This window comes from Agreia sp. Leaf210 (genome assembly GCF_001421485.1).
Classification (GTDB): domain Bacteria; phylum Actinomycetota; class Actinomycetes; order Actinomycetales; family Microbacteriaceae; genus Agreia.
The window spans coordinates 89844-114632 of sequence record NZ_LMKK01000002.1 but is presented as its reverse complement, the minus strand read 5'-3'; the positions used below and the strand labels follow the sequence as shown (position 1 = coordinate 114632).

Below are 24789 nucleotides of genomic sequence, written 5' to 3'. Positions count from 1 at the left end.
TCCGCGGCCTGGCACTACTTCTGACCGAAAGCCTCGAGACCGAGTGACCAGGCAGGCTGATTGTCATGGCATTTCGCGTCGCCGCCGTCATCTGGACCGCTCTCGCCCTCGCGGTGAACGCGGTGGTGTATTTCTGGCTCGGCTCCCCAATTCGATCTCGTGCAGACGCGGCTCGAGAACGGCTTCGTCGCCTCCGTCGGTCAGTTCTTTCGAGTCGCTGCGGCAGCGAACGTGATCCTCGCCATCCTCATCCTCGTTCGGCCCCGCCGGTGGTCTGCGTTCGTCGTGACCGCCGCGTCGGTGGTGGGACTCGCCCTGACGGTGTCGAGCACCGTCGCACCCATCGAGCTTCCGTTCGGGCTCCCGACGATTCCGGTCGGTCCCTGGTTGCACCTGCGCATCGTCGCGGCGGCGGCTGAAGCTCTTGCTGTCGTCGGCTCGATCGTGATCGCGAGCAGACGGCGACTCTGATCGAAAACGTGTAGGGCAGCGTCGACCGTTTGGCAAGGGTCAATTTGCGCCTCGCAATCGAGTGACATGCTGAAGGGCGCCCGAGTGACCACTTCAGCGGCGCACCAACCCATGGAACGGAGGCGCATATGACGAGCCTTCTTTCGCAGTCGGGCCGAGATGGCTCTGCCTCCGAGAAGTTGCCCCATCGCGCTTCTTTTGCCGCTGCCGAGCCTCAGTCGGTGCGTGTGGCATCGGTACCGGCATCCCACGTCTACGTGCGTCACATCTCACCGATCGACGGCGACGTCGCCCAGCCGGGCGGGCCCGCGGCAGCGTCCCGAGACGGCGGCGTGCGCGTCACCCGGCTCGCCGACCCCGATCCCGACGATCCCTCCCGGTCGGCTCTGCAGCGATGGTGGCCGCCCGTCATGCTCGACGCCGAGTGGGTACGTGCTCACGCCGACGAGTTCGATGTCTTCCATCTGCAGTTCGGCTTCGATGCGCGTACGCCCGAGCAGCTGCGCGACCTCGTCGACGAGCTGCGGCGTGCCGGCAAGCCCCTCGTCTACACGGTGCACGACCTGCGCAACCCGCATCACGAAAACCGAGCCGAGCACGATGCTCAGCTCGACGTCCTCGTTCCTGCGGCCGATGCGGTCATCACGCTGACCGACGGGGCCGCGTACGAGATCAAGCGCCGCTGGGCTCGTCGCGCGATCGTGCTGCCGCATCCGCACGTCGTCGACTTCGAGACGATGCACCACATACAGCGCGCTCGAATCGACATCCAGCACGACCGAGACCACGCCGAATATCGCATCGGACTGCACCTCAAGAGCCTGCGCGCCAACATGAATCCGATTCCGGTCATCGGTGCGCTGCTCGACGCGATCAACGGTCTTCCGAACGCTGTCCTGCAGATCGACGGTCATCGCGATCTTCTCGAGCCCACCGGTCCGCGTTACGACGCCGGCCTTGCCGACCTTCTCCGCGAGGAGGCGGCGGCGGGCCGCATCGATCTGCGCATCCACGACTATTTCGATGACGCGCACCTGTGGCAGTACCTCGCGTCACTCGATCTCTCGGTGTTGCCTTACCGCTTCGGCACCCATTCGGGCTGGTTGGAGGCCTGCCGTGACCTGGGTACTGCCGTGCTCGCGCCCACATGCGGCTATTACCGCGATCAGGCCCCGGTGATGCTCTACCTGCACGACGACGACGGCCTCGACGCCGACTCGCTCGGGTGCGCGGTCGGCCGGGCCTACTACGATCGACCGTCCTTCTCCATCACGGTCGACGAGCGTCGACGCCAGCGTGAGGCGGTATCAGACGCGCACGCTGCGCTCTACCGCGATCTGCTTCGATGACGGGGCCTCTCCGCATCTGCCTGATCGCCTCGAGCCGGTTCCCTGTAGCGGAACCCTTCGCGGGCGGGCTCGAAGCACACACGCACAGCTTGGCGAGCGAGCTGATCAGGCGCGGCCACGAGGTGACCCTCTTCGCGGCTCCGGGTTCCGATCCGGCTCTCGGAGTCACCGAACTCGGCGTCGAGCCATTCAGTAGCAGTCCCGCCGCCCGCGCCGACGTGGGCGCCCGACCCGAGCAGTGGATGCGCGAACATCACGCGTACCTCAAGCTGATGCTGGATCTGAACCGAGACCCGGGCCGTTACGACATCGTGCACAACAACAGCCTCCACCACCTGCCCGTCGCCATGGCGGAGGCGACAGGGCTCCCTTTCGTGACGACTCTGCACACTCCTCCTGTGCCATGGCTCGAATCGGCGGCCAAGTTGGCGGCTCCGAGCCTCGCCTATGCCTCCGTGAGCATGCACACGTCGACAGCGTGGCGTCACGTGGTCGAGAGCACGGTCATCCGCAACGGTGTCGACACCGCGCGGTGGATGCCCGGGCCCGGCGGCGACGCGGCGATCTGGTTCGGGCGTCTCGTTCCCGAGAAGGCGCCGCACCTGGCGATCCACGCCGCGCGGGAGGCGGGGATGAGTATCGATCTCGCGGGCCCGAGTCTCGACCAGAGCTACTTCGACGCAGAGATCGCCCCTCTGCTCGACGACCGGACCCGCTACCTGGGGCATCTGCGACATGACGAGCTGATGCGAGCCGTCGGCAGGGCTCGTGTCTCGGTGGTGACGCCGAACTGGGATGAGCCATACGGCCTCGTCGCGGCGGAATCGTTGGCCTGCGGAACCCCCGTCGCCGCATTTGCACGCGGCGGGGTGCCTGAGATCCTCGACGAGCTCTCCGGACGTCTGGCCCCGCCCGGAGACGTGGTTGCACTCGGCGAGGCGATGGTGGGGGCCTCGCAACTCTCACGCAGCGATGCCCGGCATCGAGCGGTCACGTCGTGTTCGCTCGAGCGCATGGTCGACGACTACGAGCGTCTTTACGACTCCATGATCGATGTGGACATCGCCGCATGATCGGCTACTACATCCACCATCAGGGCCGCGGCCACCTCAACCGGGCGCTCGCGATCGCCGCCGAGCTCCGTGAGACAGTTGTGGGTCTGTCGTCGCAGCGGCGCCCGGAGGGGTGGAGAGGTGACTGGCTCGACCTGCCTCGCGACGACGAGTCGATCGAGCCTCGAGACGTCGACGCGCAAGGCCGGCTGCACTGGGTTCCCCTGCACGATTCCGGGCTTAGGGGTCGGATGGCCGTGCTCTCGCAGTGGATCGCGGAGACGAACCCGCAGCTCATCGTCGTGGATGTCTCGGTGGAGGTCGCCCTTCTCGCCAGGCTTCTCGGGGTGCCGGTCATCTCGGTGGCACTTCCGGGGATTCGGGCAGATGACGCGCATCAGCTCGGCTACGACGTCTCGGCGGCGATCATCGCCGCCTGGCCGCAGGAGGCGGAGGGCATGATCTCCGGTCTCAGCGCGCCCGCCCGACGTCGTCTGCACTGTGTGGGCGCGATCTCGCGCTTCGGTTCGCGAGGCGACGAGGGTCGTCCGGCGCTCGGAGCAGAGGGGCAGCGCCGCGTCCTCCTTCTCGGCGGTGCCGGAGGCAGCACCCTCGACGCGTCGACGATCTCCGCGGCGCGCACGTCGACCCCCGACTGGCACTGGACGGTCCTGGGGAGCCGCGGTGGTCGATGGGTCGACGATCCGTGGCCCGAGATCTGCTCGGCCGATGTCGTGGTCACTCACGCGGGCCAGAACGCGCTCGCGGACGTCGCCGCCGCCCGTCGTCCCGCGATCGTGATTCCGGAGGCGCGACCGCACGAGGAGCAGGTCACCACTGCCTCGGTTCTGGCCGGCAGCAGCAGATGGCCCGCGATCGTGCGGTGGGACTTTCCCGAGACGGGGTGGCAGGCGCTTCTCGACGAGGCGGCTGCGCTCGATGGTGATCGGTGGTCCACCTGGAACGACGGGCGTGGAGCCAGGACGGCCGCGGCCGTCATCGAGTCCGAGCTCACTCCTGCCGTCGACTCCGAGGTCGCATGAGCCGCGTGGCCGTCGTCACCGTCGTACACGGTCGTCATGCCCACCTGGCGCTGCAGATGCAGGCTGTGGCCCGCAGCGTCCGACCGCCCGACGACTACGTGGTCGTTGCTGTCGACGATGAACTTGTCGCCCAGGCTGCTGAAAGCCGCGCGCGCGTTATACAGATCGCGGCGCACCCGCTCGGTCTGCCTATCGCTGCGGCGAGGAATGCCGGCGCGGAGGCCGCGTTGACCAGTGGCGCCGATGTGATCGTCTTCCTCGACGTCGACTGCGTTCCCGGTCCCGAGCTGATCGGCGCCTACGAGGCCGCCGCCGGCTCCATCGAGCTGAGCGGAGACATCCTGTGCGGACCCGTGGCCTATCTCCCGCCGGCGCCCGAGGGCGGCTACGACCTCGCAGACATCGACACGCTCGCCGCGCCGCACGCGGCTCGCCCTGCCCCCGAACCCGGCGCGGTCATTCGTGGGGGAGACCACGACCTCTTCTGGTCTCTGTCGTTCGCCGTCACGGCGGCGACGTGGAGGACGATGGGTGGCTTCGATGAGGCCTACATCGGGTACGGAGGCGAGGACACGGACTTCTCCGCCTGTGCCGCCGAGAAGAACATCGAGCTCGCGTGGATCGGTTCGGCCCGCGCCTATCACCAGCACCATGCCGTCGAGTCGCCTCCCGTGTCGCATCTCGACGACATCCTGCGCAACGCTGCCCTGTTCCACCGCCGGTGGGGCAGGTGGCCGATGATCGGCTGGCTCGAGGCGTTCGAAGAAGCCGGGCTCATTGCTCGCCGTGAGAATCGCAACGGGTACGAGAAGGTCTGATACCCACCAAACCGGCACGGCCTCCGCGCCGAATCATTGGTGTGAACGGACCACGAACAACATGCCTCAGGCGGGAAACCTGTCATGCTTAAGCTCGTGACCTCTGATAGCGACCATAACGGCACTCCTGTGGAGGCGCTCGACTCGGTCGAGAGCCTGCTTTTGCGGGTCGCCGATGGCGATCAGAGATCATTCGCCGAACTGTATGACCGGGTCGCGCCGAGGGTTCTCGGCCTCATCAAAAGACTGCTCATCGACCATGCGCAGTCCGAGGAAGTCGCCCAAGAAGTGTTTCTCGAGATCTGGCGCACGGCCACGCGCTTCGATCCGCAACGCGGCGCGGCTCTTTCCTGGGTTCTCACGATGGCTCACCGCAGGGCAGTCGACCGCGTGCGCGCGTCGCAGTCCTCTCACGACCGGGATATCAAGATCGGTATCCGGGATGTGGACCGTGAATACGATCAAGTGGCCGAATCGGTCGAGATCAGAATCGAACATGAAAGGGTGAAGAGAGCAATGACTCAGCTGACTGAACTGCAGCGCGAAGCCATCTCTCTGGCGTACTACGGGGGATACAGCCATAGCGAGGTCGCGAAGATCCTGGCGATACCGATCGGTACCGTCAAGACGCGGCTCCGAGACGGCATGATCCGCCTTCGAGACGAAATGGGAGTCGCCTGATGGCCATAAATGACGACTCTCGAATGAACACCGGAGCGTTCGCCCTCGGTGCATTGAGCCCCGAAGAGCTCGAGCGTTTTCTCGTGGCGGCCGAGTCCGACCCCGAGCTTGCCGCCGAGGCAGACGGCCTCAGCGCCACTGCGGTGCTCCTCGGTCTGGCATCCACTCCAGTCGAGCCCTCCGCGAAGCTCAAAGTCGACCTGATGGCTGCCATCGCCTCGACTCCGCAGTTGCCCCGCGATACAGCCGGCCCGACGGTCGACGCGGATATCGCCGCGCCGTCGGCATCCAGCACGATCGAGGATGCTCGATCCCAGCCGGCCGAGGCAGGCGCGGCCGAGCAGAAGGCTCGTACACGCTGGTTCGCACGCCCCGCCACCATCCTCGTTTCGGCCGCAGCCGCCATCGGCCTGTTCGTCGGCGGAGGCTTCGTGGGGTCGGCGGTGACGGGCGATACGCCCGTGGTCGTCGATCAGCAGGCTGCGGGCCTCGCTCAGATCTATGCTGCATCCGACGTGCAGTCGGTGCGCAGCGAGGTCGACGGCGGCGGTGTCGCGACGCTCGTCTGGTCAGGTGAGCTCGGACGCTCCGCGGTGGTCGTCGACGGTCTCGCACCGTTGCCCAACGGCAGCGTGTACGAGGCCTGGTACATCAACGACGCGGGCGCTGCTCCCGCAGGAACCTTCGATGCCACGGGCGCACACAAGACGTCGTGGCACCTGCTCGACGGAACCATGTCGGCCGGAGACACGGTCGGCGTCACGGTCGAGCCTGCCGGCGGATCCAAGACGCCGACGACGACGCCGATCGTGGCGATCGCCAGCGCTTAGCCGCTCAGCACGAACGATGAAGGCCCCCTCGAGATCGAGGGGGCCTTCGTCGTTCGTGCTGCAAATCTCTCGCTATCCGAAGCGACCCGAGACGTAGTCTTCGGTGTCCTTGACGGTCGGGTTCGAGAAGATGGTCGTGGTGTCGTCGTACTCGATCAGCTTGCCGGGCTTGCCCGTACCGGCGATGTTGAAGAAGGCCGTGCGGTCGGACACGCGGCTGGCCTGCTGCATGTTGTGCGTGACGATGACGACCGTGTACTCCTCTTTCAACTCTTTGATGAGGTCCTCGATGGCGAGCGTCGAGATCGGGTCGAGGGCCGAGCAGGGCTCGTCCATGAGGAGAACGTCAGGGGAGACCGTGATCGCGCGCGCGATGCACAGGCGCTGCTGCTGGCCACCGGAGAGTCCGCCGCCCGGGAGGTTCAGACGGTCCTTGACCTCGTTCCAGAGGTTGGCGCCGCGCAGGCCCTTCTCGACCATGTCGTCGCCCTCGCTCTTCGACAGGCGCTTGTTGTTGAGCTTGAGCCCGGCGAGCACGTTGTCGCGGATCGACATCGTGGGGAACGGGTTCGCCCGCTGGAAGACCATGCCGACCTGGCGACGGACCATGACGGGGTCGACGCCGGGGGCGTAGAGGTCGTTGCCATCGATGATGACCTCGCCCTTCACATGGGCGCCCGGGATGACCTCGTGCATGCGGTTCAGGGTGCGCAGGAAGGTCGACTTGCCGCAGCCGCTGGGGCCGATGAAGGCGGTGACGGTGCGGGGTTCGATGGTGATCGACACGCCCTCGACGGCAAGAAAGTCGCTGTAGTAGACGTTGAGGTCTTTGACCTCGATGCGCTTGGACAATTCGATTCCTTCGGATTCTGTGGTGCGAAAGGGGGAGAGGTCTGGGGTGGAGGGCTAGCGGGAGCCCTTGGGGGCGAACACCTTCGCGACGACGCGTGCGATGAGGTTGAGGATGACCACCAGGATCACCAGCAGCAACGCGGCACCCCAGGCGGAGTTGTTCGACGCGGCGATGTCGGTGCCGGGGAACGCGAAGCCCGTGTACGCCATGACGGGCAGCGTCTGCATCGGCCCTTCGAAGGGGTTCGAGTTGAAGTTGTCGGTGAAGCTCGCGGCCATGAAGATCGGGGCCGTCTCGCCGATGACGCGGGCGATGGCCAGCATGATGCCCGTGACGATGCCCGCGATGGCCGTGGGCAGCACGATGCGCACGATGGTCGCGAACTTCGACACGCCCAGCGCGTACGAGGCCTCGCGCAGGTCGTGCGGCACGAGACGCAGCATCTCCTCGCACGCCCGGACGACCGTGGGAATCATGAGGACGGAGAGGGCGACCGAGGCGGAGAATCCGCTGAACGCCTTCGGGCCGAGAATGATGGTGAACAGTGAGAAGGCGAACAGACCCGCGACGATCGACGGGATGCCCGTCATCACATCGACGAGAAACGTCACTGTGCGCGACAGCCACTGGCCGGGGCGGCCGTACTCCACGAGGTAGATCGAGGTGAACAGGCCGATGGGAACCGAGATCAGTGCGGCGATGCCGGTGATGATCAGCGTGCCGACGATGGCCTGGAGGGCGCCGGGCGTGTTCGTGACCTCGAGCGTGTCGGGGTTGAACGAGGAGCCGCCGGTCTGCGTGATGAACTGGTAAGACAGGGCACCGATGCCCTTGGAGACGACCGTGAAGAGGGTCGATACGAGCGGGATGATCGCCAGGAGGAAGGCGACGGTGACCAGTCCGCGCACGAGGCGGTCGATGGCCTTGCGTCGGTTCTCGACGAGGCTCGAGAGGATGCCGAGGAGCACGAGGTAGACGACGGCGCTCAGAACGAGCCAGCCGATGACGTCGAAGCCGATGAGCATCAGCAGCACGCCGGAGACGACGGCGGATGCTCCGAAGATGTAGAGCTCGGCGAAGCGGGGAAGCTGCCCCGTTGTCAGCGAATTGGGGACGGGACCCTTTTCGACGGTTCGAGGACTCAGCGCGGTCATGCGGATGCTCCTTCAGGGCCGGCGGCGGTGTTCTTGTCGGCGACGAGGTCGCGGGTGAGGGTGGAGGTGGCGTCACCGGTGGGAACCACGAGCGGCCTCGGTCGCCGCTTCTTCTTGCTGCCCGTCTTCGACGAGCCGCGGGTCACGATGTAGCGAGCGATCATGTTGACCGCGAGCGAGACGACGAACAGCAGCAGGCCGGTGCCGATGAGGGCCTGGCGCTGCAGTGTGGAGGCGATGGGGAAGTTCAGCGCGATGTTGGCCGCGATGGTCTGCGAGTTCTGGCCCTCTGTGACCACGAGGAACGAGACGATGACGGCGGGGGAGATGATCATGGCGATGGCCATCGTCTCTCCGAGTGCACGACCGAGGCCGAGCAGCGTCGCGCTGACGATTCCCGACTTGGCGTAGGGGAAGACTGCGAGGCGCACCATCTCCCAGCGTGTGGCGCCGAGGGCCAGCGCGGCCTCTTCGTGCAGGCGGGGCGTCTGCAGGAAGATCTCTCGCGAGATGGAGGTGATGATTGGCAGGATCATGACGGCGAGCACCACTGCTCCCGCGAGGATGGTCGAGCCGGTCGTGGTGACCTGGCCGCCGAAGATGGGGATCCAGCCGAGGTAGGTGTTGAGCCAGTCCGACAGCGGCAGGAGGAAGGGGCGGATGACGATGATGCCCCAGAGGCCGAAGACGACCGACGGAACGGCGGCCAGCAGGTCGACGACGTAGCCGAGAAGGCCGGCCAGACGGCGGGGCGCGTAGTGCGAGATGAAGAGGGCGATACCGATACCGATCGGCGCGCCCAGAACGAGGGCGATGGCAGCGGACCAGAGCGTTCCGAAGAGCAGCGGGCCCACGTAGGCCCAGAAGCTGTCGAACGCCGAGGTGAAGCCGTCGTTCAGTTCGGGGTTGCTCTGCCAGTTGGCCACGATGGCCGGCATGCCCTGAACGATGAGGAACAGGGCGACGCCGGCGAGGATGACCATGATGAAGATCGCGCTGCCGGTGCTCAGCCCGCGGAAGATTGCATCCGCGGGCCGAACCCGACTGCTGCGCGCGGGGGAGGGAGCCTGCGAAGGCTCCTTCCCCCCACGCGGGGTGGTGCTGTCAGACGTCGTGTTCTGCCGAGGCTGCGTCGAGGAAACAGATTCAACTGAGGTTCGGTCGCTCATGGCGGTCTTTCTCGAGAAGGTCGGGAGAACGGTCTGGTCTGGCTGTGTTACTTGACGAGGGCCAGGCTGGCAGCGATCTCGGTGAGGAGCTTCTCCGGGATCTGAGCCGCGCCGGCGTTCTTCGCGGCGACCTGCTGGCCGATGTCGCTACCGATCCAGCCGAGGTAGGCGGTGGCCAGTTCCTTCTGCTTGGCGTCCTTGAACGTGGTGCAGAGGATTCCGTAGGAGACCAGCGGGATCGGGTAGGCCTCGGCGCCGGAGATGGCGGTGAAGTCGACCGTCTGGGCCAGGTCGCCCTCGATGCCGGTGTCGGTGGTCGACGCGGCTGCGTCGAACGCCGCGGTGACGGCCTCGGGGCTGAACGCCACGAAGTCCTCGCCCTTGACGCTGACGGAGGCGGCCTTGAGCTCACCGATGGCGCTGTGGTCGGCGTAGCCGATGGTTCCGTCACCGGCTCCGACGGCCTGCACGATGCCGGAGGTGCCCTTCTGGGCGCTGGTGCCGGCGATCGGCCACGCGCTGTCGGCCGGGTAGGTCCAGACATCCTTGGCCGTCTGGCTCAGGAAGTTCGTGAACGTCTTGGTGGTTCCCGATCCGTCTGAACGCGTGACGGTCGTGATGGCCGTTGCGGGCAGCTTGGCGTCGGGGTTCTCCGCCGCGATGGCCGGGTCGTTCCAGGTGGTGATCGACAGCGAGAAGATCTTCGCGAGGGTCTCGGCCGAAAGGTTCAGCTTGTCGACGCCGGCGAGGTTGTAGACGATGGCAACGCCATCGAGGTAGATCGGCAGGTTGATCGCGCCGTTGGGGCCACACAGGGTGGCGGCGGTCTGCTGCTCTTCGCTCAGGGGCGAGTCGCTGCCGGCGAAGTCGTAGCTGCCAGCGGTCCAGTTGGTGACGCCGCCGCCGGAGCCCTGCGACTTGTCGTAGTTGATGGTGACGCCCTTGGCCTGGGCGGTGAATGCGGTGGTCCATGCGGCCTGGGCGTTCGCCTGGGCGCTGGAGCCACCGGCGGTGATCGTGCCCGAGAGAGCGCTGTAGTCGACCGCAGCGGCCGAAGGCGTGGCCGAGGTGGTGGACTCGGGGGTGCTGCTGGCGCAGCCAGAAAGTGCGATAGCCGACGCGACCAGGATGGCCCCCGCCGTAGCAACATTCTTGAACTTCACTGTGTGTGGTCCCTTCGAAATGGGTAGTGCCAGGTGACGTCTGAGACCACACGCCGATCAAGATCGTTGACTGTAGCTGGATATCAGAGATGCACGCTGGCGGGCCGGTGCTGGCCCTCAGAAAACGTAGCCGTGCATCGTGGCCAGAGTGGCGCATTTCGGTAAACGGGAGGTGAACAGCGAGGAGTCCTCAGTGCGGGACGTGCGTCTCCACGGCGATGATGCCGGAACCCGGGCGCTCTCTCGAGAGATGGATGACCGTGTAGCCGGCCACCGGAAGGTCGCCTGCACGCGCGATCGACGCGGGCTTCGTGGTGCCGGTGGCGAGCGCGACCTCTCGCATGATCTCGGGCAGCACGGGCCCGTGGCTGCAGAGGATCGCCGTCGCGCGGCGACGCACGCGCTTTCCGACGATGCTCCGGATGTCGCTGGTGCCGTTCTCGAAAGCGTCCTGGCTGATCGAGTCGGTCTTCTTGACGTCGAGTCCCAATACGGCGGCGGTCGGCGCGATCGTCTGCTGACAACGCAGAGCCGTCGAGGAGCGGAGCACGGTGGGGCCGAAGGCGCTGAGGCCCGCGACGATGGACTGCGCCTCGAGCAGACCGCGCTGGGTGAGCGGGCGTGCCGAGTCTCTGCCGTCGAAGTCGAAGGCGGGGATCGCTTTCGCATGCCGCAGGGCGATGATCGCGAAGGTGCTGACGAGCCCGTCGTCGACGAAGGCCTGGAAGCGCTTCAGGATCTCGGCGTCGCGTTTGTAGCTGATCGACGTGAGCGCCCGGCTCACCGGCATCCATTCGAGTGCGGCCACTTCGCTGTTCGGAACGAAGGTCGAGGCGAGCACTGCCTCTTCGGTGACCTCGGCCGCCCAGTAGTGCACGACCTTCTCGCGATGATTCGGCATGACGTAGTTCGTGACGCCGAGCGGAAGGCCGAGATTGACCTTGAGCCCCGTCTCCTCGGCGATCTCGCGGACGGCGGTCTGAGGCAGAACCTCGCCGGGGTCGACTTTTCCCTTGGGAAGCGAGACGTCTTTATGGCGCGTCCGATGGATCAGGAGCACAAGGATCTTGCCGTCGACGACGCGCCAGCAGACCGCTCCTGCGGCGAAGACGGTCACAGCGACCGTTCCCCCGCCCGGATCATCGGCTGATGCCCGTTCGCTTGCGGCGCTTGGTGATCTGCTTCATCACGACGTCTTGCAGATCGACGAGTGGGTTGCCCTCGGCGTCGACACTGCGCCGGACCCAGTCGCCGTCAGGGCCGAGCGTCCACGACATGGTGTTCTCGTCCATGGCGAGGTCGAACAGCTCGCTGATCTCCCGCAGGTGATCGGTGCTCGTGAGCCGCACCAGCGCCTCGACGCGGCGGTCGAGGTTGCGGTGCATCATGTCGGCACTGCCGATCCAGGTCTCCGGCTCGCCCGCGTTCACGAACGAGAAGATGCGCGAGTGCTCGAGGTAGCGGCCCACGATCGAGCGCACCGTGATGTTCTCGCTGAGACCCGGCACTCCTGGCTTGATCGCACAGATTCCACGCACCCAGATCTCCACGGGAACGCCCGCCTGGCTGGCGCGGTAGAGCGCATCGATGATGGCTTCGTCGACGATCGAGTTGACCTTGATGCGGATGCCCGCGGGCAGCCCCTGCTCGACATTGCTCGCCTCCTGGGCGATGCGCTTGAGCAGTCCCTTGCGCAGGTGCAGGGGTGCGACGAGCAGGCGCTTGAACTTCTTCTCGATCGCATACCCCGAGAGCTCGTTGAAGAGCCGGGTCAGGTCTTTGCCGACCTGGTCGTCTGCGGTCAGAAGCCCGAAGTCCTCGTAGATGCGGCTGGTCTTCGGGTTGTAGTTACCCGTTCCGATGTGGCTGTAGTGACGCAGCACGCCCTTCTCGCGGCGGATCACCAGGGCGAGCTTGCAGTGGGTCTTGAGCCCGACGAGACCGTACACGACGTGCACGCCGGCCTTCTCGAGCTTGCGCGCCCACGAGATGTTGGCCTGCTCGTCGAATCGGGCCTTGATCTCGACGAGGGCGAGAACCTGCTTGCCCGCTTCGGCTGCGTCGATGAGTGCCTCGACGATGGGGCTGTCGCCCGACGTGCGGTATAGCGTCTGCTTGATGGCGAGCACGTGCGGGTCGGCCGCGGCCTGCTCGAGGAAGGCCTGCACACTCGTGGCGAAGGACTCGTAGGGGTGGTGCAGCAGCACGTCCTGACGGGCGATCGCCTTGAAGATGTCGGGCTTCGCGTTGGGCTCCGACGGCTGCAGTGCGACCGAGGTCGTGGGAACGCGCTTCGGGTAGTGCAGCTCGGGGCGGTCGATCTTGGCGAGATCGAACAGGCCGGAGAGGTCGAGGGGCGCGGGAAGTCGGTAGACCTCTTGCTCGGTGACGTCGAGTTCGCGCACGATCAGCTCGAGCGTGCGGTCGTCCATGTCCTCCGTGACCTCGAGACGGATGGGCGGACCGAAGCGCCGACGCAGAAGCTCCTTCTCGAGTGCCTGGATGAGGTTCTCGGTCTCGTCTTCGTCGACCTCGACGTCTTCGTTGCGGGTGACTCGGAACACGTGGTGATCGAGCACCTCCATGCCGGGGAACAGGTGGCCGAGGTGGTTCGCGATGAGGTCTTCGAGCGCGATGAGTCGAACGTTCGTCTCGTCTTCGGTCTCGTCGACGCGAATGAAGCGTGGAATGACCTGCGGAACCTTGAGGCGGGCGAACTCCTCTTTGTCGATCTTGGTGTTGCGCACGCGGATCGAGAGGTTGAGTGAGAGGCCGGAGATGTACGGGAAGGGGTGGGCGGGGTCGACGGCGAGCGGCATGAGCACGGGGAAGATCTGCGTCGAGAAGTAGTCGCTGAGACGCGAGCGGTCGTCTTCATCGAGGCTGTCCCACGTGACGATGTGCACGCCGGCCTCGTCGAGCGCCGGCTTCACCAGGTCTTGGTAGGCGCGAGCGTGTCGCAGCTGCAGCTCGTGGGCGGCGCGCGAGATGTCGCCGAGAACGTCGACCGGCTTGCGGCCGATGTTGGTCGGAACCGCGAGGCCCGTCGCGATGCGACGCTTCAGGCCGGCGACGCGCACCATGAAGAACTCGTCGAGGTTCGACGAGAAGATCGCCAAGAAGTTCGTGCGCTCGAGCACGGGCAGCGTCGGGTCTTCGGCGAGCTCGAGCACGCGCGTGTTGAACGCCAGCCAGCTCAGCTCACGGTCGAGGTAGCGGCCTTCGGGCAGAGACGGGTCGTCGAGGATCTCGATGATCTCGTCGTCGTCATCGAAGTCGGAGCCGAAGTTCGAATCAAGAAGGATGTTGTCGCCACTCATGGAAACATCATGTCACCCGGCGAGAGGGCGCCGATACTGAACATCGACCGTATGGTCTGTGAATCCCAGTGATCGGTACAGGTGCACCGCTCCGACGTTGTCGGCATCGACGTAGAGCGCCGCGGTCGAGACGCCACGCTCGCGCAAGCGATCGAACGCGCGCTGCATGAGCATGCGCCCGAGGCCCTGTCCCGCATAGCGTTCGTCGACGCCGACCACGTAGATCTCGCCCGGTTCGTCAGGCCCCTCGATCTTGAGCCAGTTGTAGGCGACGAGCCTGTCTCCGTCTCGCGCGATCAGAAAGTCGCCCGCGTCGAACCAGGCGTCGGCCATGCGCGCGTGCAGATCGTCGACGGTGATGGAGCCCTGTTCCGGGTGGTCGGCGAAGACGCGGGCGTTGAGCTCGACCCACGCGTCGTCGTCGACGCCCGGGCGGAACGCCTCGACGACGATCCCCTCGTTCGCCGAACCTGCCCCCTCGTTCCCCGAGTCCGTCGACGGGGCGGCGGGCACGGGCATCCGAAGCTGGTAGAGGGTGCGTACCGGCTCGAAGCCGGTTCGCTCAGCCAGGATGCGACTGGCCGGGTGATCGCCGTGCGCCCAGCCGGCGATCCCTGGCTCGGCTCCGTCGAGGATGCGCTCGAGCAGAATGCCGCCGAGGCCGTTGCGGCGGAACTCGGGATCGACGACGAACTCGAACTCGCCTTGGCCGATGAGCACCGCGCCCGCGATCACATCGCCGTGCTCGGCGACGATCAGGCTTCGCGCGCCGGATGCCGCGTCGACGAGTGCCTGGTCGTTGAACGGCGGCTGGCCGTCGACCATCGACGACCGCGAGATCAGCCGGGTGAAGGCCGCCCCGAGATCGGAGGGATTACTTGCTCTGAGTTGCAGCGATGCGCTCATTGTCGTCTTCGAAGAAGTTGAATCGGTAGCCCACGTTGCGCACGGTGCCGATGAGCGACTCGAGGTCGCCGAGCTTCGCACGCAGGCGCCTGACGTGCACGTCGACCGTGCGCGTGCCGCCGAAGTAGTCGTAGCCCCATACCTCGGAGAGGAGCTGCTCCCGGGTGAACACCCGCGATGGATGCATCGCGAAGAACCTCAGCAGCTCGAACTCTTTGAAAGTGAGGTCGAGGGGCCGGCCGTGCACCCTGGCCGAGTAGCTGGCCTCGTCGATGACGACACCCGACGCCTGGATCTTCGACGTCGACTGGTCTTGCACCTGTCGACCGATGGCAAGACGGATGCGGGTGTCGACCTCTGCAGGACCGGCCGTCTCGAGCACGACGTCTGCCGCACCCCAGTCAGCGCTGACCGCGGTGAGGCCGCCCTCGGTGATGATCAAGAGGATCGGAACCCCGATACCCGTGGTCGTGAGGATCTTGCAGAGCGAACGCGCAGACGCGAGATCCGTTCGGGCATCGACGAAGATGAGGTCGCAATTGGGAGTGTTCACCAGCTGGGCGGGTTCGGCGGGAATCTGCCGAGCGCGGTGACTCAGGAGAGACAACGCGGGCAGAACCTCGCGGTCGACCGCAGAGGTCAGTATCAACAGCTGCGCCACGTATGGTCCTCCAAGAAAGCCTGCCGTCATACTATCGGGCAGAATAGGAGGGTGAGTCTCCTGATGAAGAGCGTAGCGCCGGTCTGGCTGGTGGCCGTGCTCGGCGCCGTCTCGGTCGCAGTGCTCGCCGAGCCCGAGAACTATCTCGTCTTTCTTCCCGTGGTGCTGGGGGTGACTACCCTCCTGACATTCGGCATCCAACTGGGCATCCGGCGAAAAGAGGGCTACGTCAATCGAGTGACGGCCAGCGTCACGGGCGCGGTCGTCATCCTGGTCCTGGCCACCATCGTGCTCGCCCCCCTCTCGTTCGCCGCCTGATTTCAGAGCTCCCCGGCGAGGGAGTCGGGTTAGGATCGATGCATGGAATCGTATGTCGCGCTCGAACTGTTCTTCGTGGGACTGCTCGGTCTCGCGAGCCTGGCCATCGCCTGGATCTCGGGCATGGTCATCTTCAAGCTCTTCCGCGGCCAGCGCTGACCGTGATCGAGCTGCCTATCGGGCTCAATGCCGAACTGGTTCCTCTCTCGTGGCTCATCGGTGTCTGGGAAGGCACGGGCGTCATCGACTACACGGTCGGTGACGAGAAGATCACGCGCGAGTTCGGCCAGCGGGTGAGCTTCAGCCAAGACGGCCTGCCTCACCTGAACTACAACTCCTATGCGTGGCTGATCGGCGAGGGCGACGACGAACCCACGCCCCTCGCGACGGAGACCGGATACTGGCGGCTCAGCCGTCCCCTGGTCGAGGCCGACCCTGGCCCGGGGATGCTGCCCGGTGCCGAGCAGAAGCCCTTCACCACAGCCGATGAGGTCGAGACTCTGCGCAACGCCACCAACGGCTTCGACGTCGAGGTCGCCCTCGTGCACCCCGGCGGGGTGATGGAGCTCTACATCGGCCAGGTCGCGGGCGCCCGCATCGATCTCTCGACCGATGCGGTGGTGCGCTCGCACGGCGCCAAGGAGTACACGGCCGCCACACGCATCTACGGACTCGTCGACTCCCATCTCCTCTGGGCCTGGGACATCGCAGCCCTCGGTCAGAACCTCCGCACCCACGCATCCGCTCGACTCGCCAAAACAGATTGACCTCGATGACCTCCGCAGGCTCCCCGTTCCTCGCCCTCCCCGGAGCAGTCGATTCGGCGGCGGCCGACCAGGGCGTGCCCGCTCACTACGGCAATCCCGTCGCCGAGCAGCGTGCGCTGCTGGCGGGGGCGGTCGTCGACCTCTCGCACCGCGGCGTCATCTCCGTCAGCGGCGCCGATCGGCTCTCCTGGCTCAACTCGCTCACGAGCCAGAGCCTCACCGGCCTGGCGCCGGGGGAGTCGGCGGAGTCCCTGCTGCTCGGAGTCTCCGGCCGTGTCGAATTCGACATGCGGGTCGTCGACGACGGCGAGACGGCCTGGCTGCTCGTCGACTCCGATGAACTGCCGGCCCTGCTCGCCTGGCTGCTCAAGATGCGCTTCACGCTGCGCGTCGTCATCGCCGACCGAACCGAGGAGTTCGCGACCGTCGGCTCGATCGGCGTCTCCAACGAGATCCTGGATGCGGCGGCTGCGTCGCCCAACGGCGTCGCGCTGATCTGGCACGACCCCTGGTCCGCGGTGTCGGCGGGTGGGCACCAGTACGCTCAGGTCGCCGATCACCCGGGGGCCGAGTGGCTGTGGCGCGAGACGCTCGTCAGCCGCGATGACCTGGGGGCCCTTGCCGAGCGTGTCCGCGCCGGCGAGATCTCCGCAGCGGGCGTTCTGGCCGCCGAGGCCCTGCGTATCGTCGCGTGGCGGCCGCGTCGCGCCACGGAGGGCGACGAGAAGACGATCCCGCACGAACTCGACTGGATGCGGTCCGCCGTGCATCTCTCCAAGGGGTGCTACCGGGGTCAAGAGACGGTGGCGAAGGTGCACAACCTCGGCCACCCGCCGCGCCGCCTGGTCTTCCTGCATCTCGATGGAACTGACAACGTCCTTCCGAAGCCCGGCGACGACGTGGTCCTTCCGGTTCAGAACGATGACCGCGACCACGACCCCGACGTGGTCGGTCAGATCACGTCGAGCGCGATCCACTACGAGCTCGGGCCTATCGCGCTCGCCGTGGTGCGGCGCTCGACGCCGGTCGATCCAGACCTCGGTGTTCTGAGTGACGGCATCGTCGTCGCAGCGGGCCAGGAGGTCATCGTGCCGCCCGAGGCTGGAAGTGTCGTCGGTCGCATCAGGCGCATGCCTCGACTCGGCGTGATGCGGCGCTAACGCGCCGTGCCGAGACGAGTGAGGCCGGGCGCGGCAGTACGCAGTCTGCGGCGAGCCGTCGCGTCGACCGGCCTGCCCGGAACCGTCTACGCGCCCGGAGCGTCGATCGACAGGCTCACGACAAGCATCCCCGCGATCGTGCAGATCGTCATCGCGGTCGTCATCTCGTTCTCGATCTCCCGCTATCTGCTGGGGCATCCGGCGCCCGTCACCGCGGTGACGGTCACCATCTCGAGCCTCGGCTTCATGCGGGATGCCCGTCCGCTCCGCGTGGTCGAGACGGCGTTGGGCGTGACGCTGGGTATCGCGCTGAGCGAGGCGATCGTTCTCGGTTTCGGTCAGGGGGTGTGGCAGCTCGCTCTCGCCCTCGGCGTGACGCTCACCATCGCGCGGCTCTTGTCACCCGCCGCATCGTTCGCGATCGTGGCCGGCGTGCAGTCGGTGCTCGTCGCCGTTCTCCCGGTGCAGGCCGGCGGGCCGTTCACACGCACGATCGACGGCGTGATCGGCGGAACGATCGCGCTTCTGTGCACCGCGCTGATCCCCCGCGATCCGCGACGCGGCGCCCTTCGCGATGCGAGACGTTTTCTCTCTGCCTTCACCGACGTCGTCGCGTCGTTGGTGGCCGTGCTGCGCGTCGGCAGCGAGACCGAGACCGACCGGGTGCTCGAGCAGGCCCGACGAACGCAGCCCCTCGTCGACTCCTGGCGTGCCTCGCTCGACTCGGCTGTGGCCGTCGCGCGCATCTCGCCTTTCCTTCGCAGACACCTCGCCGAGCTGCAACGACAGCACGTGATGCAGCAGAACATGGATCTCGCCATGCGCAACCTGCGCGTGGTCACCCGGCGGCTCTCGGTGCTCGACCGAGACGGGCGGCCCCGGCCCGAGATCGCCGAGATCCTGTCAGGCGTGGTGAGCAGCGTCAACCTGCTGTCGCAGAGCCTCACCGAACCCGAGCTCGTGCCGTTGGTCCGGCAGAACCTCATCCTCATCGCGGTCAGGCTGCACCCCGCACAACTTCTTCCTGGGCAGCCCCTCGCCGAGACGTCGGTCGTGTTCGCCATGAGACCACTCGTGATGGACCTGCTGATGGCCTCGGGGCTCACCGTCGACGAGGCGCGGGCGGCCATGCCCGACATGTCGAGCTGACAGCCTTTCTCAGACGGGTGCGACCTGCGCCCACGGAACGGTCAATTCGCCGAGCCGTCTACGCGAGCGGGCGCCGAGGATCGACCAGCCGCCGGCATCCAGCGCCTCGACCGAGGCGAGCCACCTCTGGGTCGCGCCATACACGCCGACGCCGGCGTTGTGCTGCCACGCCCTGTCGAGATCGCTGAGCAGCGCATGGATCGGCTGACCGGGCACGTTGTGATGGATGAGGGCCTTCGGTAGTCGCTCGGCGACGATCGACGGTTTCTCGATCTCAGACAGCCTCAGGGAGATCGTGAAGGTCTGTGGCCCAGCAGACGTGACGGACACCCAACTCGCAACCCGCCCGATCTCGTTGCAGGTTCCCTCGACGAGCACGCCGCCGGGCTGCAGCCTCGCGACCATGCGGGTCCAGGCGTCGGCGACCTCTGATTCGTCGTACTGGCGCAGCACGTTGAAGGCACGGATGACGGCGGCTCGTCGGCCGTGGGGGAGCGGGGTCTCGAAACCCCCGAGGGCGAACGAGACACGAGCGTCGGGAGCGAACGAGGTGGAGCCGGCACGCACAGCCTCGAGCTGCTCGGTGGCGGTGCGCACCCTGTCGGGCGAGATCTCGAATCCGACGACCTCGACGTCGGAGCGGAACCGCGCGAGCCTCTGCTGCAGCTCGAAAGCGGTCACGCCACTGGCCCCGTATCCCAGATCGACGACGAGCGGGTCGGCAGAGAGTCGCAGCGCGGGCACCGTGCTGATGAAACGGTCGACCCGGCGAAGACGATTCGTGTTCGTCGTCCCCCGAGTGATTTCACCGATCGGCATGCATCAAGTTCACCACGAAAGCGAGAGGCCGCCGCCCCTAGACTTGTGAGCATGTCTACGCCTTATACCTTGATATTGCTGCGCCACGGCAACAGCGACTGGAACCAGAAGAACCTGTTCACGGGCTGGGTCGATGTGCACCTCAGCGAGCAGGGAATCGCCGAAGCGAAGCGCGCCGGCGAGCTGCTCGCGTCGTCGGGCGTTCTGCCCGACATCCTGTACACGTCGGTGCTGTCGCGTGCCATCGAGACCGCCAACCTGGCGCTCGCCGAGGCCGACCGGCAGTGGATCGACGTCAAGCGCAGCTGGCGCCTCAACGAGCGCCACTACGGTGCTCTGCAGGGCAAGGACAAGGCGCAGACCCTCGAGGAGTACGGCCCCGAGAAGTTCCAGACCTGGCGTCGTTCGTTCGACGTGCCGCCGCCCCCCATCGACGACGACGCCGAGTACTCGCAGGTGGGCGACCCCCGTTACGCGAACATCGACGGTGAGGTGCCCCGCACGGAGTGCCTCAAAGACGTGATCGACCGCATGCTGCCCTACTGGCACTCCGACATCACGCAAGACCTCGTGGCCGGCAAGGTCGTGCTGGTCACGGCGCACGGCAACTCTCTGCGCGCCCTCATCAAGCACCTCGACGGCATCTCAGACGACGACATCGCCGAGCTGAACGTTCCTACCGGCATTCCGCTGGTCTACAAGCTCGACGAGAACTTCGTTCCGATCGAGCCCGCGGCCTACCTCGACCCCGAGGCGGCTGCGGCGGGTGCTGCGGCTGTCGCCAACCAGGGCAAGAAGTAACCTCTTTTCGAGATGGTCAGATGACCGGTCCGCGCTCTGCGGGCCGGTCATTCTGCTGTGTGTGGGGCGGCTGCTGGTGAGGCGGTTGCGCCGCGGCGGAGTACAGGGACGGAGCAGCACCGCGGCCTGACATCCGTGATGCGAGCACCCCGCCCCAGCCGATCGCTGCTACGACGACGGCACTCAGAATGAGCATCATGATCTGCGTCGTGGCCGACTCGATTCCGCCCATGAGGAGCCCCCAGTGCGCGAGCGACAAGACGACGACGAGCGCGAGAGAGACGAGCGACAGCCCGGGGCGTGAACGCACGATGAGCCAGGCCAGCCCCAAGCCGAGAGTCATCATCACGAAGACGTCGGCGACGGTGAAGCTGAGGAGGAAACCGCCCCTGCCGAGGCGGGCCGTCAGGCGAACCGCCTGAAAGAGGGCGACGAGCAGCACGGCGGCGACGGCGATTCCAGCGGCGATAGACCGCCGCGCCACCGTCGCCGGAGCGAAGAAGAAACCGAGCACCGTCACCGCGACGGCGAAGAGCAGCTGCAGAACAAGCAGGGCCCCGACCGACGCGTCTAACCGCGTGTTGAGGAAGAGCTGGATGAACTGCCCGCTGAGGCTCTGCACGACGAGGTAGCCGCCGAGCGAGACCGTGACGAGTGCGAGAAGCCACCGGGTCGCGAGCGTCTGCGACGGCGGGGATGTCTGGGGACGCGGGGCATAGCTCATACGCCCAGCATGGGGGAGCGTGCTTCTCAGAGGCAAGCTTCCGTTCTCTGACGACCTGTGCGGGGCAAAGAAAAGACCGGCCGCCAGGAGGCGGTCGGTCTCTTCAGAACTCGGTCGTCGTGCTACTCGGCTGCTCCGGCCCAGTCGCCGGTCGCGAGGTACTGCACCTTCTTGGCGATGGCGACCGCGTGGTCGCCGAAGCGCTCGTGGTATCGGCTGGCGAGCGTCACGTCGACGGTGTCGACCGCTCCGCCCTTCCACGTCTCTCCGAGCACAGCGTCGAAGACGCTCACGTGCAGCTCGTCGAGCGAGTCGTCGTCTTCGCGGATGACCTCGACGAGCGCGAGGTCTTCGTTGGTGAGCAGAACCGTAAGGTTCTTGGCCATTGCCACGTCGAGGCGGCCCATCTCGGTGAAGGTTCCACGCAGGCTCTTCTTCACGACCTTGTCGGGGTAGCGGTAGCGAGCCAGCTGGGCGATGTGCTCGGCGAGGTCGCCCATGCGCTCGAGCGATGCAGAGATGCGCAGCGCGCTCACGACGATGCGCAGGTCGCGGGCGACCGGCTGCTGAAGGGCGAGGATGTTGATCGCGAGCTCGTCGAGGCTCACCGCCAGTGCGTCGATCTTGTGGTCTTCGGCGATCACGGACTCGGCGAGCGAGACATTCGACTCATTGAACGCGGTCGTGGCGTTGGTGATCGCCACGGTGACGAGAGACGAGATCTCGACCAGGCGGTCCTGTACCTCCCGCAGCTCCTGTTGGAATACTTCGCGCATGCGTAAGGTCCTTTCACGGATTCGTCTCGACACTCGATCTGAGCGAGTTTTGTGCAGCGTCGAGGGGAGAGGCGTCGACTGACGCCCGGATCATTCTGGCGAGAACAGGTTAACGGATGGTGCCGAAGACCTGAACAATCGGGAAAATGGCCCCCGATCATCTTCCCTCGTGAATTGTCCCATGAGCCGAGTCGTTAGTGTGGGGACTATGGATTCAGGCTGGCTGGTGCTGCTTTCCGTGGCATTCGGCCTGGTCGTTGGGGGCGGATTCATGGCGCTCTTCCACGTAGCTGAACGACGGGGAAACTCGGCCGTCGACGTCGTCAATCCGGCCGTGCCGGACGGCGTCAGTCAGGTCATCGACGCACTGGAGTCTGCGGGCGTCGTTCTCGATCCGTCGAACAACGTCGTCAAGGCATCGCCCGGTGCTCTGGCGACAGGACTCGTCTCGCAGCAGGTGCTGGTGCACTCCGAGCTCATCGACCTGGTCAATACCGTGCGTTCGACCGGCGAACCGATCGTTCAGCCTGTTCAACTCGCCCGCGGACCGTTCGGTGATGCGAGCATGCACTTCCTCGTGCGCGTCGCGCGGCTGGGGTCGAGGTACATCCTGCTTCTCGCCGAAGACCACTCCGAGACCTTCCGCCTCGACGAGGTGCGTCGCGACTTCATCGCGAATATCAGTCACGAGCTCAAGACCCCGATCGGTGCCATCGCCCTGCTCTCCGAAGCGCTCGATCCCGCTGCCGACGACCCCGAGCAGGTTCGTCGGTTCGCGAAGCGACTGCACACCGAGGCGGCCAGGCTTACGCGAATCACCCAGGAGATCATCGAACTCTCTCGACTTCAAGCCGCAGATACACTGCTCTCGGCAGAGCTGCTCGACGTCGACCATCTCATCGCCTCGGCCATCGACCAGAACCACGTGCAGGCCGAGCTTCGAGGAACGACCCTGGTCAAGGGCGGCGCCAAACACGTCCACGTGTTCGGCGACGAGGCGCTGCTGATCATGGCGCTGCACAACCTCGTGGGTAACGCCATCCAGTACTCGCTCGACAACTCGCGCGTCGGCATCGGTGTGCGGGTCGAGGACGGCGTCGTCGAGATCGCCGTCACCGATCAAGGTCTCGGGATCGCCAGCGAAGATCTCGACCGGGTGTTCGAGCGCTTCTTCCGCGTCGACCAGGCGCGCTCCCGTAACACCGGGGGCACCGGGCTCGGACTCAGTATCGTCAAGCACGTGGTCGAGAACCACGGCGGCGATGTGAGGGTCTGGTCGCAGCTCGGCCGAGGTTCTACTTTCACGATCCGGCTTCCCGAGGCGTCAACCGTCGCCATTGCACCACAAGGAGATTCACGATGACCCACATTCTTCTCGTCGAAGACGAAGACGCCCTGAGCGAGCCCCTCGCCTACCTTCTCCGTCGCGAGGGCTACACGGTGACCGTGGCGGCAGACGGCCCGGCCGCGATCGCCGAGTTCGACCGCGGCGGCGTCGAGCTCGTGCTGCTCGATCTCATGATCCCCGGCATCCCGGGTACCGAGGTGTGTCGGGAGATCCGCACCCGCAGCTCGGTGCCGATCATCATGCTCACGGCCAAGGACTCCGAGATCGACATCGTGGTCGGGCTCGAGCTGGGCGCCGACGACTACGTGACGAAGCCGTACTCGACACGCGAACTGCTGGCACGCATCCGGGCCATCATGCGCCGACAGACCGAGCCGAGCGACCTCGCCGAGCCGGTGCTCGAGAGCGGGCCCGTGCAGATGGACATCGAGCGGCACACCGTGCGGGTCAACGGCGTCGACACGGCGATGCCGCTCAAGGAGTTCGAGCTCCTGGAGCTGTTGCTGCGCAACGCCGGTCGCGTGCTCACGCGCGGTCAGCTCATCGACCGGGTCTGGGGTTCCGACTACTTCGGAGACACCAAGACCCTCGACGTGCACATCAAGCGCATCCGCTCGAAGATCGAGCAGGTTCCGTCGGAGCCCACTCTGCTGGTCACCGTGAGAGGTCTCGGCTACCGCTTCGAGGCGTGACCGAGGGGCGCCTCCGCCCTGAGGTCGAACGGTGCCGTTACGGCGCGGGCGTCGCCTCGGGCGTGGGCGTCGCTTCGCCGTCGGCGGGCATCGGTGTCGTCGACGGAACGGGCGTCGGCGTGACGGTGGGCAGAGGAGTAGGGGCGAGGCCCGTGTACTCCTCGAACTCGGTCGTCAGGATGGGCACCAGCAGCTGCTTGCCTTCGGCGTCGCCGTACTGGAAGTAGATCGGGAAGAGCGAGCCTGCCTTCGCATCGATACCGCGCAGCACGACCTGCGATTCGGCGTCTGCACCGAAGCTCGTGTTGCCGTTGCCGGCGACCGGAATGGTCATCTCCGACTTCGTACCGTCGGCCTCGTACTGAAGGGTGAGGGCACGGCTCTCTCGGGCGCTGTTGCTGAAGGTGACGAGCAGGCTCGCGTTCTCGCCATCATCGCTGATGAGCGTCGCGTTGCGGATGTCGACGGTTCCTACTTTTCCGTTGACGCCATTGGCCGCCTCGACGATTTTTGTGGTCGCCTGCGGGGTGATGAATGCGCAGCCGGCCGTGCCGAGCCCGAGAAGGGCGGCCATGGCCAGTGCGGCCCCGAGTCGTGCTCTCACAAGTTCCTCCAGAAGTGGTTCGGCGCGGTCTCTTCAAGAGACCGGACGCGGACTCCCCTAGCCTACCGAATGGCGGGCCGTGCATTCGGTCGTCGCGCGCGAACGGAAGGGGCTCGAGCGCCCTTCGCGGCCGGGGTGAAAAGACGCGTCGTGGTATCCTG

25 protein-coding genes and 2 pseudogenes are annotated in these 24789 nt (G+C 66.1%); 15 read left to right on the top strand and 12 right to left on the bottom strand.

Features of this window, described 5'->3' with window-relative positions:
* Window positions 1-159: 159 nt before the first annotated feature.
* From ASE64_RS06520 to ASE64_RS06490, 7 genes are all read left to right on the top strand, one after another.
* A complete protein-coding gene (locus tag ASE64_RS06520) occupies window positions 160-471 on the top strand; it encodes a hypothetical protein (RefSeq protein ID WP_055777851.1) in 312 nt (103 codons plus the stop codon).
* Between the two features lie 128 nt (window positions 472-599).
* A complete protein-coding gene (locus tag ASE64_RS06515; RefSeq protein ID WP_235480526.1) occupies window positions 600-1820 on the top strand; it encodes a glycosyltransferase family 1 protein in 1221 nt (406 codons plus the stop codon).
* Window positions 1817-2893 (top strand): glycosyltransferase, encoded by a 1077-nt coding sequence (locus tag ASE64_RS06510; RefSeq protein WP_055777848.1) that lies wholly within the window; start codon window positions 1817-1819, stop codon window positions 2891-2893. Before ASE64_RS06515 ends, ASE64_RS06510 begins: the two co-directional genes overlap by 4 nt.
* The gene (locus ASE64_RS06505; RefSeq protein ID WP_055777845.1) at window positions 2890-3915 is read left to right on the top strand and encodes a glycosyltransferase; all 1026 of its coding nucleotides are present in this window, start codon (window positions 2890-2892) and stop codon (window positions 3913-3915) included. Before ASE64_RS06510 ends, ASE64_RS06505 begins: the two co-directional genes overlap by 4 nt.
* Window positions 3912-4733, top strand: coding sequence for a glycosyltransferase family 2 protein (locus tag ASE64_RS06500; RefSeq protein ID WP_055777842.1), 822 nt, complete (start codon window positions 3912-3914; stop codon window positions 4731-4733). Before ASE64_RS06505 ends, ASE64_RS06500 begins: the two co-directional genes overlap by 4 nt.
* Window positions 4734-4817: 84 nt before the next feature.
* The gene (locus ASE64_RS06495) at window positions 4818-5414 is read left to right on the top strand and encodes a sigma-70 family RNA polymerase sigma factor (protein ID WP_055777840.1); all 597 of its coding nucleotides are present in this window, start codon (window positions 4818-4820) and stop codon (window positions 5412-5414) included.
* Complete coding sequence (locus ASE64_RS06490) at window positions 5414-6244, top strand: anti-sigma factor domain-containing protein (protein WP_055777838.1); 831 nt, start codon at window positions 5414-5416, stop codon at window positions 6242-6244. The genes ASE64_RS06495 and ASE64_RS06490 overlap by 1 nt, the downstream gene beginning before the upstream one ends.
* 72 nt (window positions 6245-6316) lie before the next feature.
* On the opposite strand, the gene pstB is transcribed toward ASE64_RS06490, so the two are convergent.
* The 4 genes from pstB to ASE64_RS06470 form a co-directional block, all read right to left on the bottom strand.
* Window positions 6317-7096 carry a phosphate ABC transporter ATP-binding protein PstB gene (gene pstB, locus ASE64_RS06485; protein ID WP_055777836.1) on the bottom strand — a complete coding sequence of 260 codons (780 nt, stop codon included), beginning with the start codon at window positions 7094-7096 and terminating at the stop codon, window positions 6317-6319.
* A 54-nt stretch (window positions 7097-7150) separates the two neighbouring features.
* Complete coding sequence (gene pstA, locus ASE64_RS06480) at window positions 7151-8251, bottom strand: phosphate ABC transporter permease PstA (RefSeq protein WP_055777832.1); 1101 nt, start codon at window positions 8249-8251, stop codon at window positions 7151-7153.
* Window positions 8248-9234, bottom strand: a complete 987-nt coding sequence (gene pstC / locus ASE64_RS06475; protein WP_442853828.1) for a phosphate ABC transporter permease subunit PstC — start codon at window positions 9232-9234, stop codon at window positions 8248-8250. Before pstC ends, pstA begins: the two co-directional genes overlap by 4 nt.
* A gap of 233 nt (window positions 9235-9467) precedes the next feature.
* Window positions 9468-10583: a phosphate ABC transporter substrate-binding protein PstS gene (locus ASE64_RS06470; RefSeq protein WP_055777829.1), complete on the bottom strand. Its 1116-nt coding sequence runs from the start codon at window positions 10581-10583 to the stop codon at window positions 9468-9470.
* 188 nt (window positions 10584-10771) lie between these two features.
* On the opposite strand from ASE64_RS06470, the pseudogene ASE64_RS17935 reads away from it, so the two are divergent.
* Window positions 10772-10849, top strand: a pseudogene (locus ASE64_RS17935) (hypothetical protein); the annotation flags it as partial.
* 206 nt (window positions 10850-11055) lie between these two features.
* Here the strand turns inward: ASE64_RS17935 and ASE64_RS06465 are convergent.
* From ASE64_RS06465 to ASE64_RS06450, 4 genes and pseudogenes are all read right to left on the bottom strand, one after another.
* Window positions 11056-11700: pseudogene (locus ASE64_RS06465) on the bottom strand (NUDIX hydrolase); the annotation flags it as partial.
* 22 nt (window positions 11701-11722) lie between these two features.
* Window positions 11723-13903: an RNA degradosome polyphosphate kinase gene (locus ASE64_RS06460; RefSeq protein WP_055777823.1), complete on the bottom strand. Its 2181-nt coding sequence runs from the start codon at window positions 13901-13903 to the stop codon at window positions 11723-11725.
* Between the two features lie 12 nt (window positions 13904-13915).
* Window positions 13916-14809 (bottom strand): mycothiol synthase, encoded by an 894-nt coding sequence (gene mshD, locus ASE64_RS06455; RefSeq protein WP_055777821.1) that lies wholly within the window; start codon window positions 14807-14809, stop codon window positions 13916-13918.
* Window positions 14778-15470, bottom strand: a complete 693-nt coding sequence (locus ASE64_RS06450; protein ID WP_055777818.1) for a response regulator transcription factor — start codon at window positions 15468-15470, stop codon at window positions 14778-14780. Before ASE64_RS06450 ends, mshD begins: the two co-directional genes overlap by 32 nt.
* 51 nt (window positions 15471-15521) lie before the next feature.
* On the opposite strand from ASE64_RS06450, the gene ASE64_RS06445 reads away from it, so the two are divergent.
* The 4 genes from ASE64_RS06445 (at window position 15522) to ASE64_RS06430 (ending at window position 18864) form a co-directional block, all read left to right on the top strand.
* Window positions 15522-15788, top strand: a complete 267-nt coding sequence (locus ASE64_RS06445; protein WP_156351682.1) for a hypothetical protein — start codon at window positions 15522-15524, stop codon at window positions 15786-15788.
* 161 nt (window positions 15789-15949) lie between these two features.
* Entirely contained in the window at window positions 15950-16555 is a 606-nt protein-coding gene (locus tag ASE64_RS06440; protein WP_055777810.1) for an FABP family protein, read from the top strand.
* A 5-nt stretch (window positions 16556-16560) separates the two neighbouring features.
* Window positions 16561-17715 carry a CAF17-like 4Fe-4S cluster assembly/insertion protein YgfZ gene (gene ygfZ / locus ASE64_RS06435; RefSeq protein ID WP_055777806.1) on the top strand — a complete coding sequence of 385 codons (1155 nt, stop codon included), beginning with the start codon at window positions 16561-16563 and terminating at the stop codon, window positions 17713-17715.
* A gap of 6 nt (window positions 17716-17721) precedes the next feature.
* Window positions 17722-18864, top strand: coding sequence for an FUSC family protein (locus tag ASE64_RS06430; protein WP_235480525.1), 1143 nt, complete (start codon window positions 17722-17724; stop codon window positions 18862-18864).
* A 9-nt stretch (window positions 18865-18873) separates the two neighbouring features.
* Here the strand turns inward: ASE64_RS06430 and ASE64_RS06425 are convergent, their stop codons facing one another.
* Window positions 18874-19683 (bottom strand): class I SAM-dependent methyltransferase, encoded by an 810-nt coding sequence (locus ASE64_RS06425; RefSeq protein ID WP_055777802.1) that lies wholly within the window; start codon window positions 19681-19683, stop codon window positions 18874-18876.
* A gap of 51 nt (window positions 19684-19734) precedes the next feature.
* Here ASE64_RS06425 and ASE64_RS06420 point away from each other — a divergent pair, with 51 nt between their 5' ends.
* On the top strand, window positions 19735-20484 hold the full coding sequence (locus ASE64_RS06420; RefSeq protein ID WP_055777798.1) for a phosphoglyceromutase: 750 nt from the start codon (window positions 19735-19737) through the stop codon (window positions 20482-20484).
* Window positions 20485-20500: 16 nt separating this feature from the next.
* Here the strand turns inward: ASE64_RS06420 and ASE64_RS06415 are convergent, their stop codons facing one another.
* Complete coding sequence (locus ASE64_RS06415) at window positions 20501-21208, bottom strand: hypothetical protein (protein WP_055777794.1); 708 nt, start codon at window positions 21206-21208, stop codon at window positions 20501-20503.
* 122 nt (window positions 21209-21330) lie between these two features.
* Complete coding sequence (gene phoU, locus ASE64_RS06410; protein ID WP_055777791.1) at window positions 21331-21984, bottom strand: phosphate signaling complex protein PhoU; 654 nt, start codon at window positions 21982-21984, stop codon at window positions 21331-21333.
* 208 nt (window positions 21985-22192) lie between these two features.
* Here phoU and ASE64_RS06405 point away from each other — a divergent pair, with 208 nt between their 5' ends.
* Window positions 22193-23347 carry a sensor histidine kinase gene (locus tag ASE64_RS06405; RefSeq protein WP_055777788.1) on the top strand — a complete coding sequence of 385 codons (1155 nt, stop codon included), beginning with the start codon at window positions 22193-22195 and terminating at the stop codon, window positions 23345-23347.
* A complete protein-coding gene (locus ASE64_RS06400) occupies window positions 23344-24024 on the top strand; it encodes a response regulator transcription factor (protein WP_055777785.1) in 681 nt (226 codons plus the stop codon). The genes ASE64_RS06405 and ASE64_RS06400 overlap by 4 nt, the downstream gene beginning before the upstream one ends.
* 37 nt (window positions 24025-24061) lie before the next feature.
* Here ASE64_RS06400 and ASE64_RS06395 read toward each other — a convergent pair whose 3' ends face one another.
* Window positions 24062-24628, bottom strand: a complete 567-nt coding sequence (locus ASE64_RS06395; protein ID WP_156351681.1) for a hypothetical protein — start codon at window positions 24626-24628, stop codon at window positions 24062-24064.
* Window positions 24629-24789 lie beyond the last annotated feature (161 nt).

Bases quoted from the DNA above. Each gene is read 5' to 3' on its own strand.
- ASE64_RS06515 (WP_235480526.1), top strand. From the start codon at position 600: ATGACGAGCCTTCTTTCGCAGTCGGGCCGAGATGGCTCTGCCTCCGAG.
- ASE64_RS06510 (WP_055777848.1), top strand. From the start codon at position 1,817: ATGACGGGGCCTCTCCGCATCTGCCTGATCGCCTCGAGCCGGTTCCCT.
- ASE64_RS06505 (WP_055777845.1), top strand. From the start codon at position 2,890: ATGATCGGCTACTACATCCACCATCAGGGCCGCGGCCACCTCAACCGG.
- ASE64_RS06500 (WP_055777842.1), top strand. From the start codon at position 3,912: ATGAGCCGCGTGGCCGTCGTCACCGTCGTACACGGTCGTCATGCCCAC.
- ASE64_RS06495 (WP_055777840.1), top strand. From the start codon at position 4,818: ATGCTTAAGCTCGTGACCTCTGATAGCGACCATAACGGCACTCCTGTG.
- ASE64_RS06490 (WP_055777838.1), top strand. From the start codon at position 5,414: ATGGCCATAAATGACGACTCTCGAATGAACACCGGAGCGTTCGCCCTC.
- pstA (WP_055777832.1), bottom strand. From the start codon at position 8,251: ATGACCGCGCTGAGTCCTCGAACCGTCGAAAAGGGTCCCGTCCCCAAT.
- pstC (WP_442853828.1), bottom strand. From the start codon at position 9,234: ATGGTCATCCTCGCCGGCGTCGCCCTGTTCCTCATCGTTCAGGGCATG.
- ASE64_RS06460 (WP_055777823.1), bottom strand. From the start codon at position 13,903: ATGAGTGGCGACAACATCCTTCTTGATTCGAACTTCGGCTCCGACTTC.
- mshD (WP_055777821.1), bottom strand. From the start codon at position 14,809: ATGAGCGCATCGCTGCAACTCAGAGCAAGTAATCCCTCCGATCTCGGG.
- ygfZ (WP_055777806.1), top strand. From the start codon at position 16,561: ATGACCTCCGCAGGCTCCCCGTTCCTCGCCCTCCCCGGAGCAGTCGAT.
- ASE64_RS06425 (WP_055777802.1), bottom strand. From the start codon at position 19,683: ATGCCGATCGGTGAAATCACTCGGGGGACGACGAACACGAATCGTCTT.
- ASE64_RS06420 (WP_055777798.1), top strand. From the start codon at position 19,735: ATGTCTACGCCTTATACCTTGATATTGCTGCGCCACGGCAACAGCGAC.
- ASE64_RS06415 (WP_055777794.1), bottom strand. From the start codon at position 21,208: ATGAGCTATGCCCCGCGTCCCCAGACATCCCCGCCGTCGCAGACGCTC.
- phoU (WP_055777791.1), bottom strand. From the start codon at position 21,984: ATGCGCGAAGTATTCCAACAGGAGCTGCGGGAGGTACAGGACCGCCTG.
- ASE64_RS06405 (WP_055777788.1), top strand. From the start codon at position 22,193: ATGGATTCAGGCTGGCTGGTGCTGCTTTCCGTGGCATTCGGCCTGGTC.
- ASE64_RS06400 (WP_055777785.1), top strand. From the start codon at position 23,344: ATGACCCACATTCTTCTCGTCGAAGACGAAGACGCCCTGAGCGAGCCC.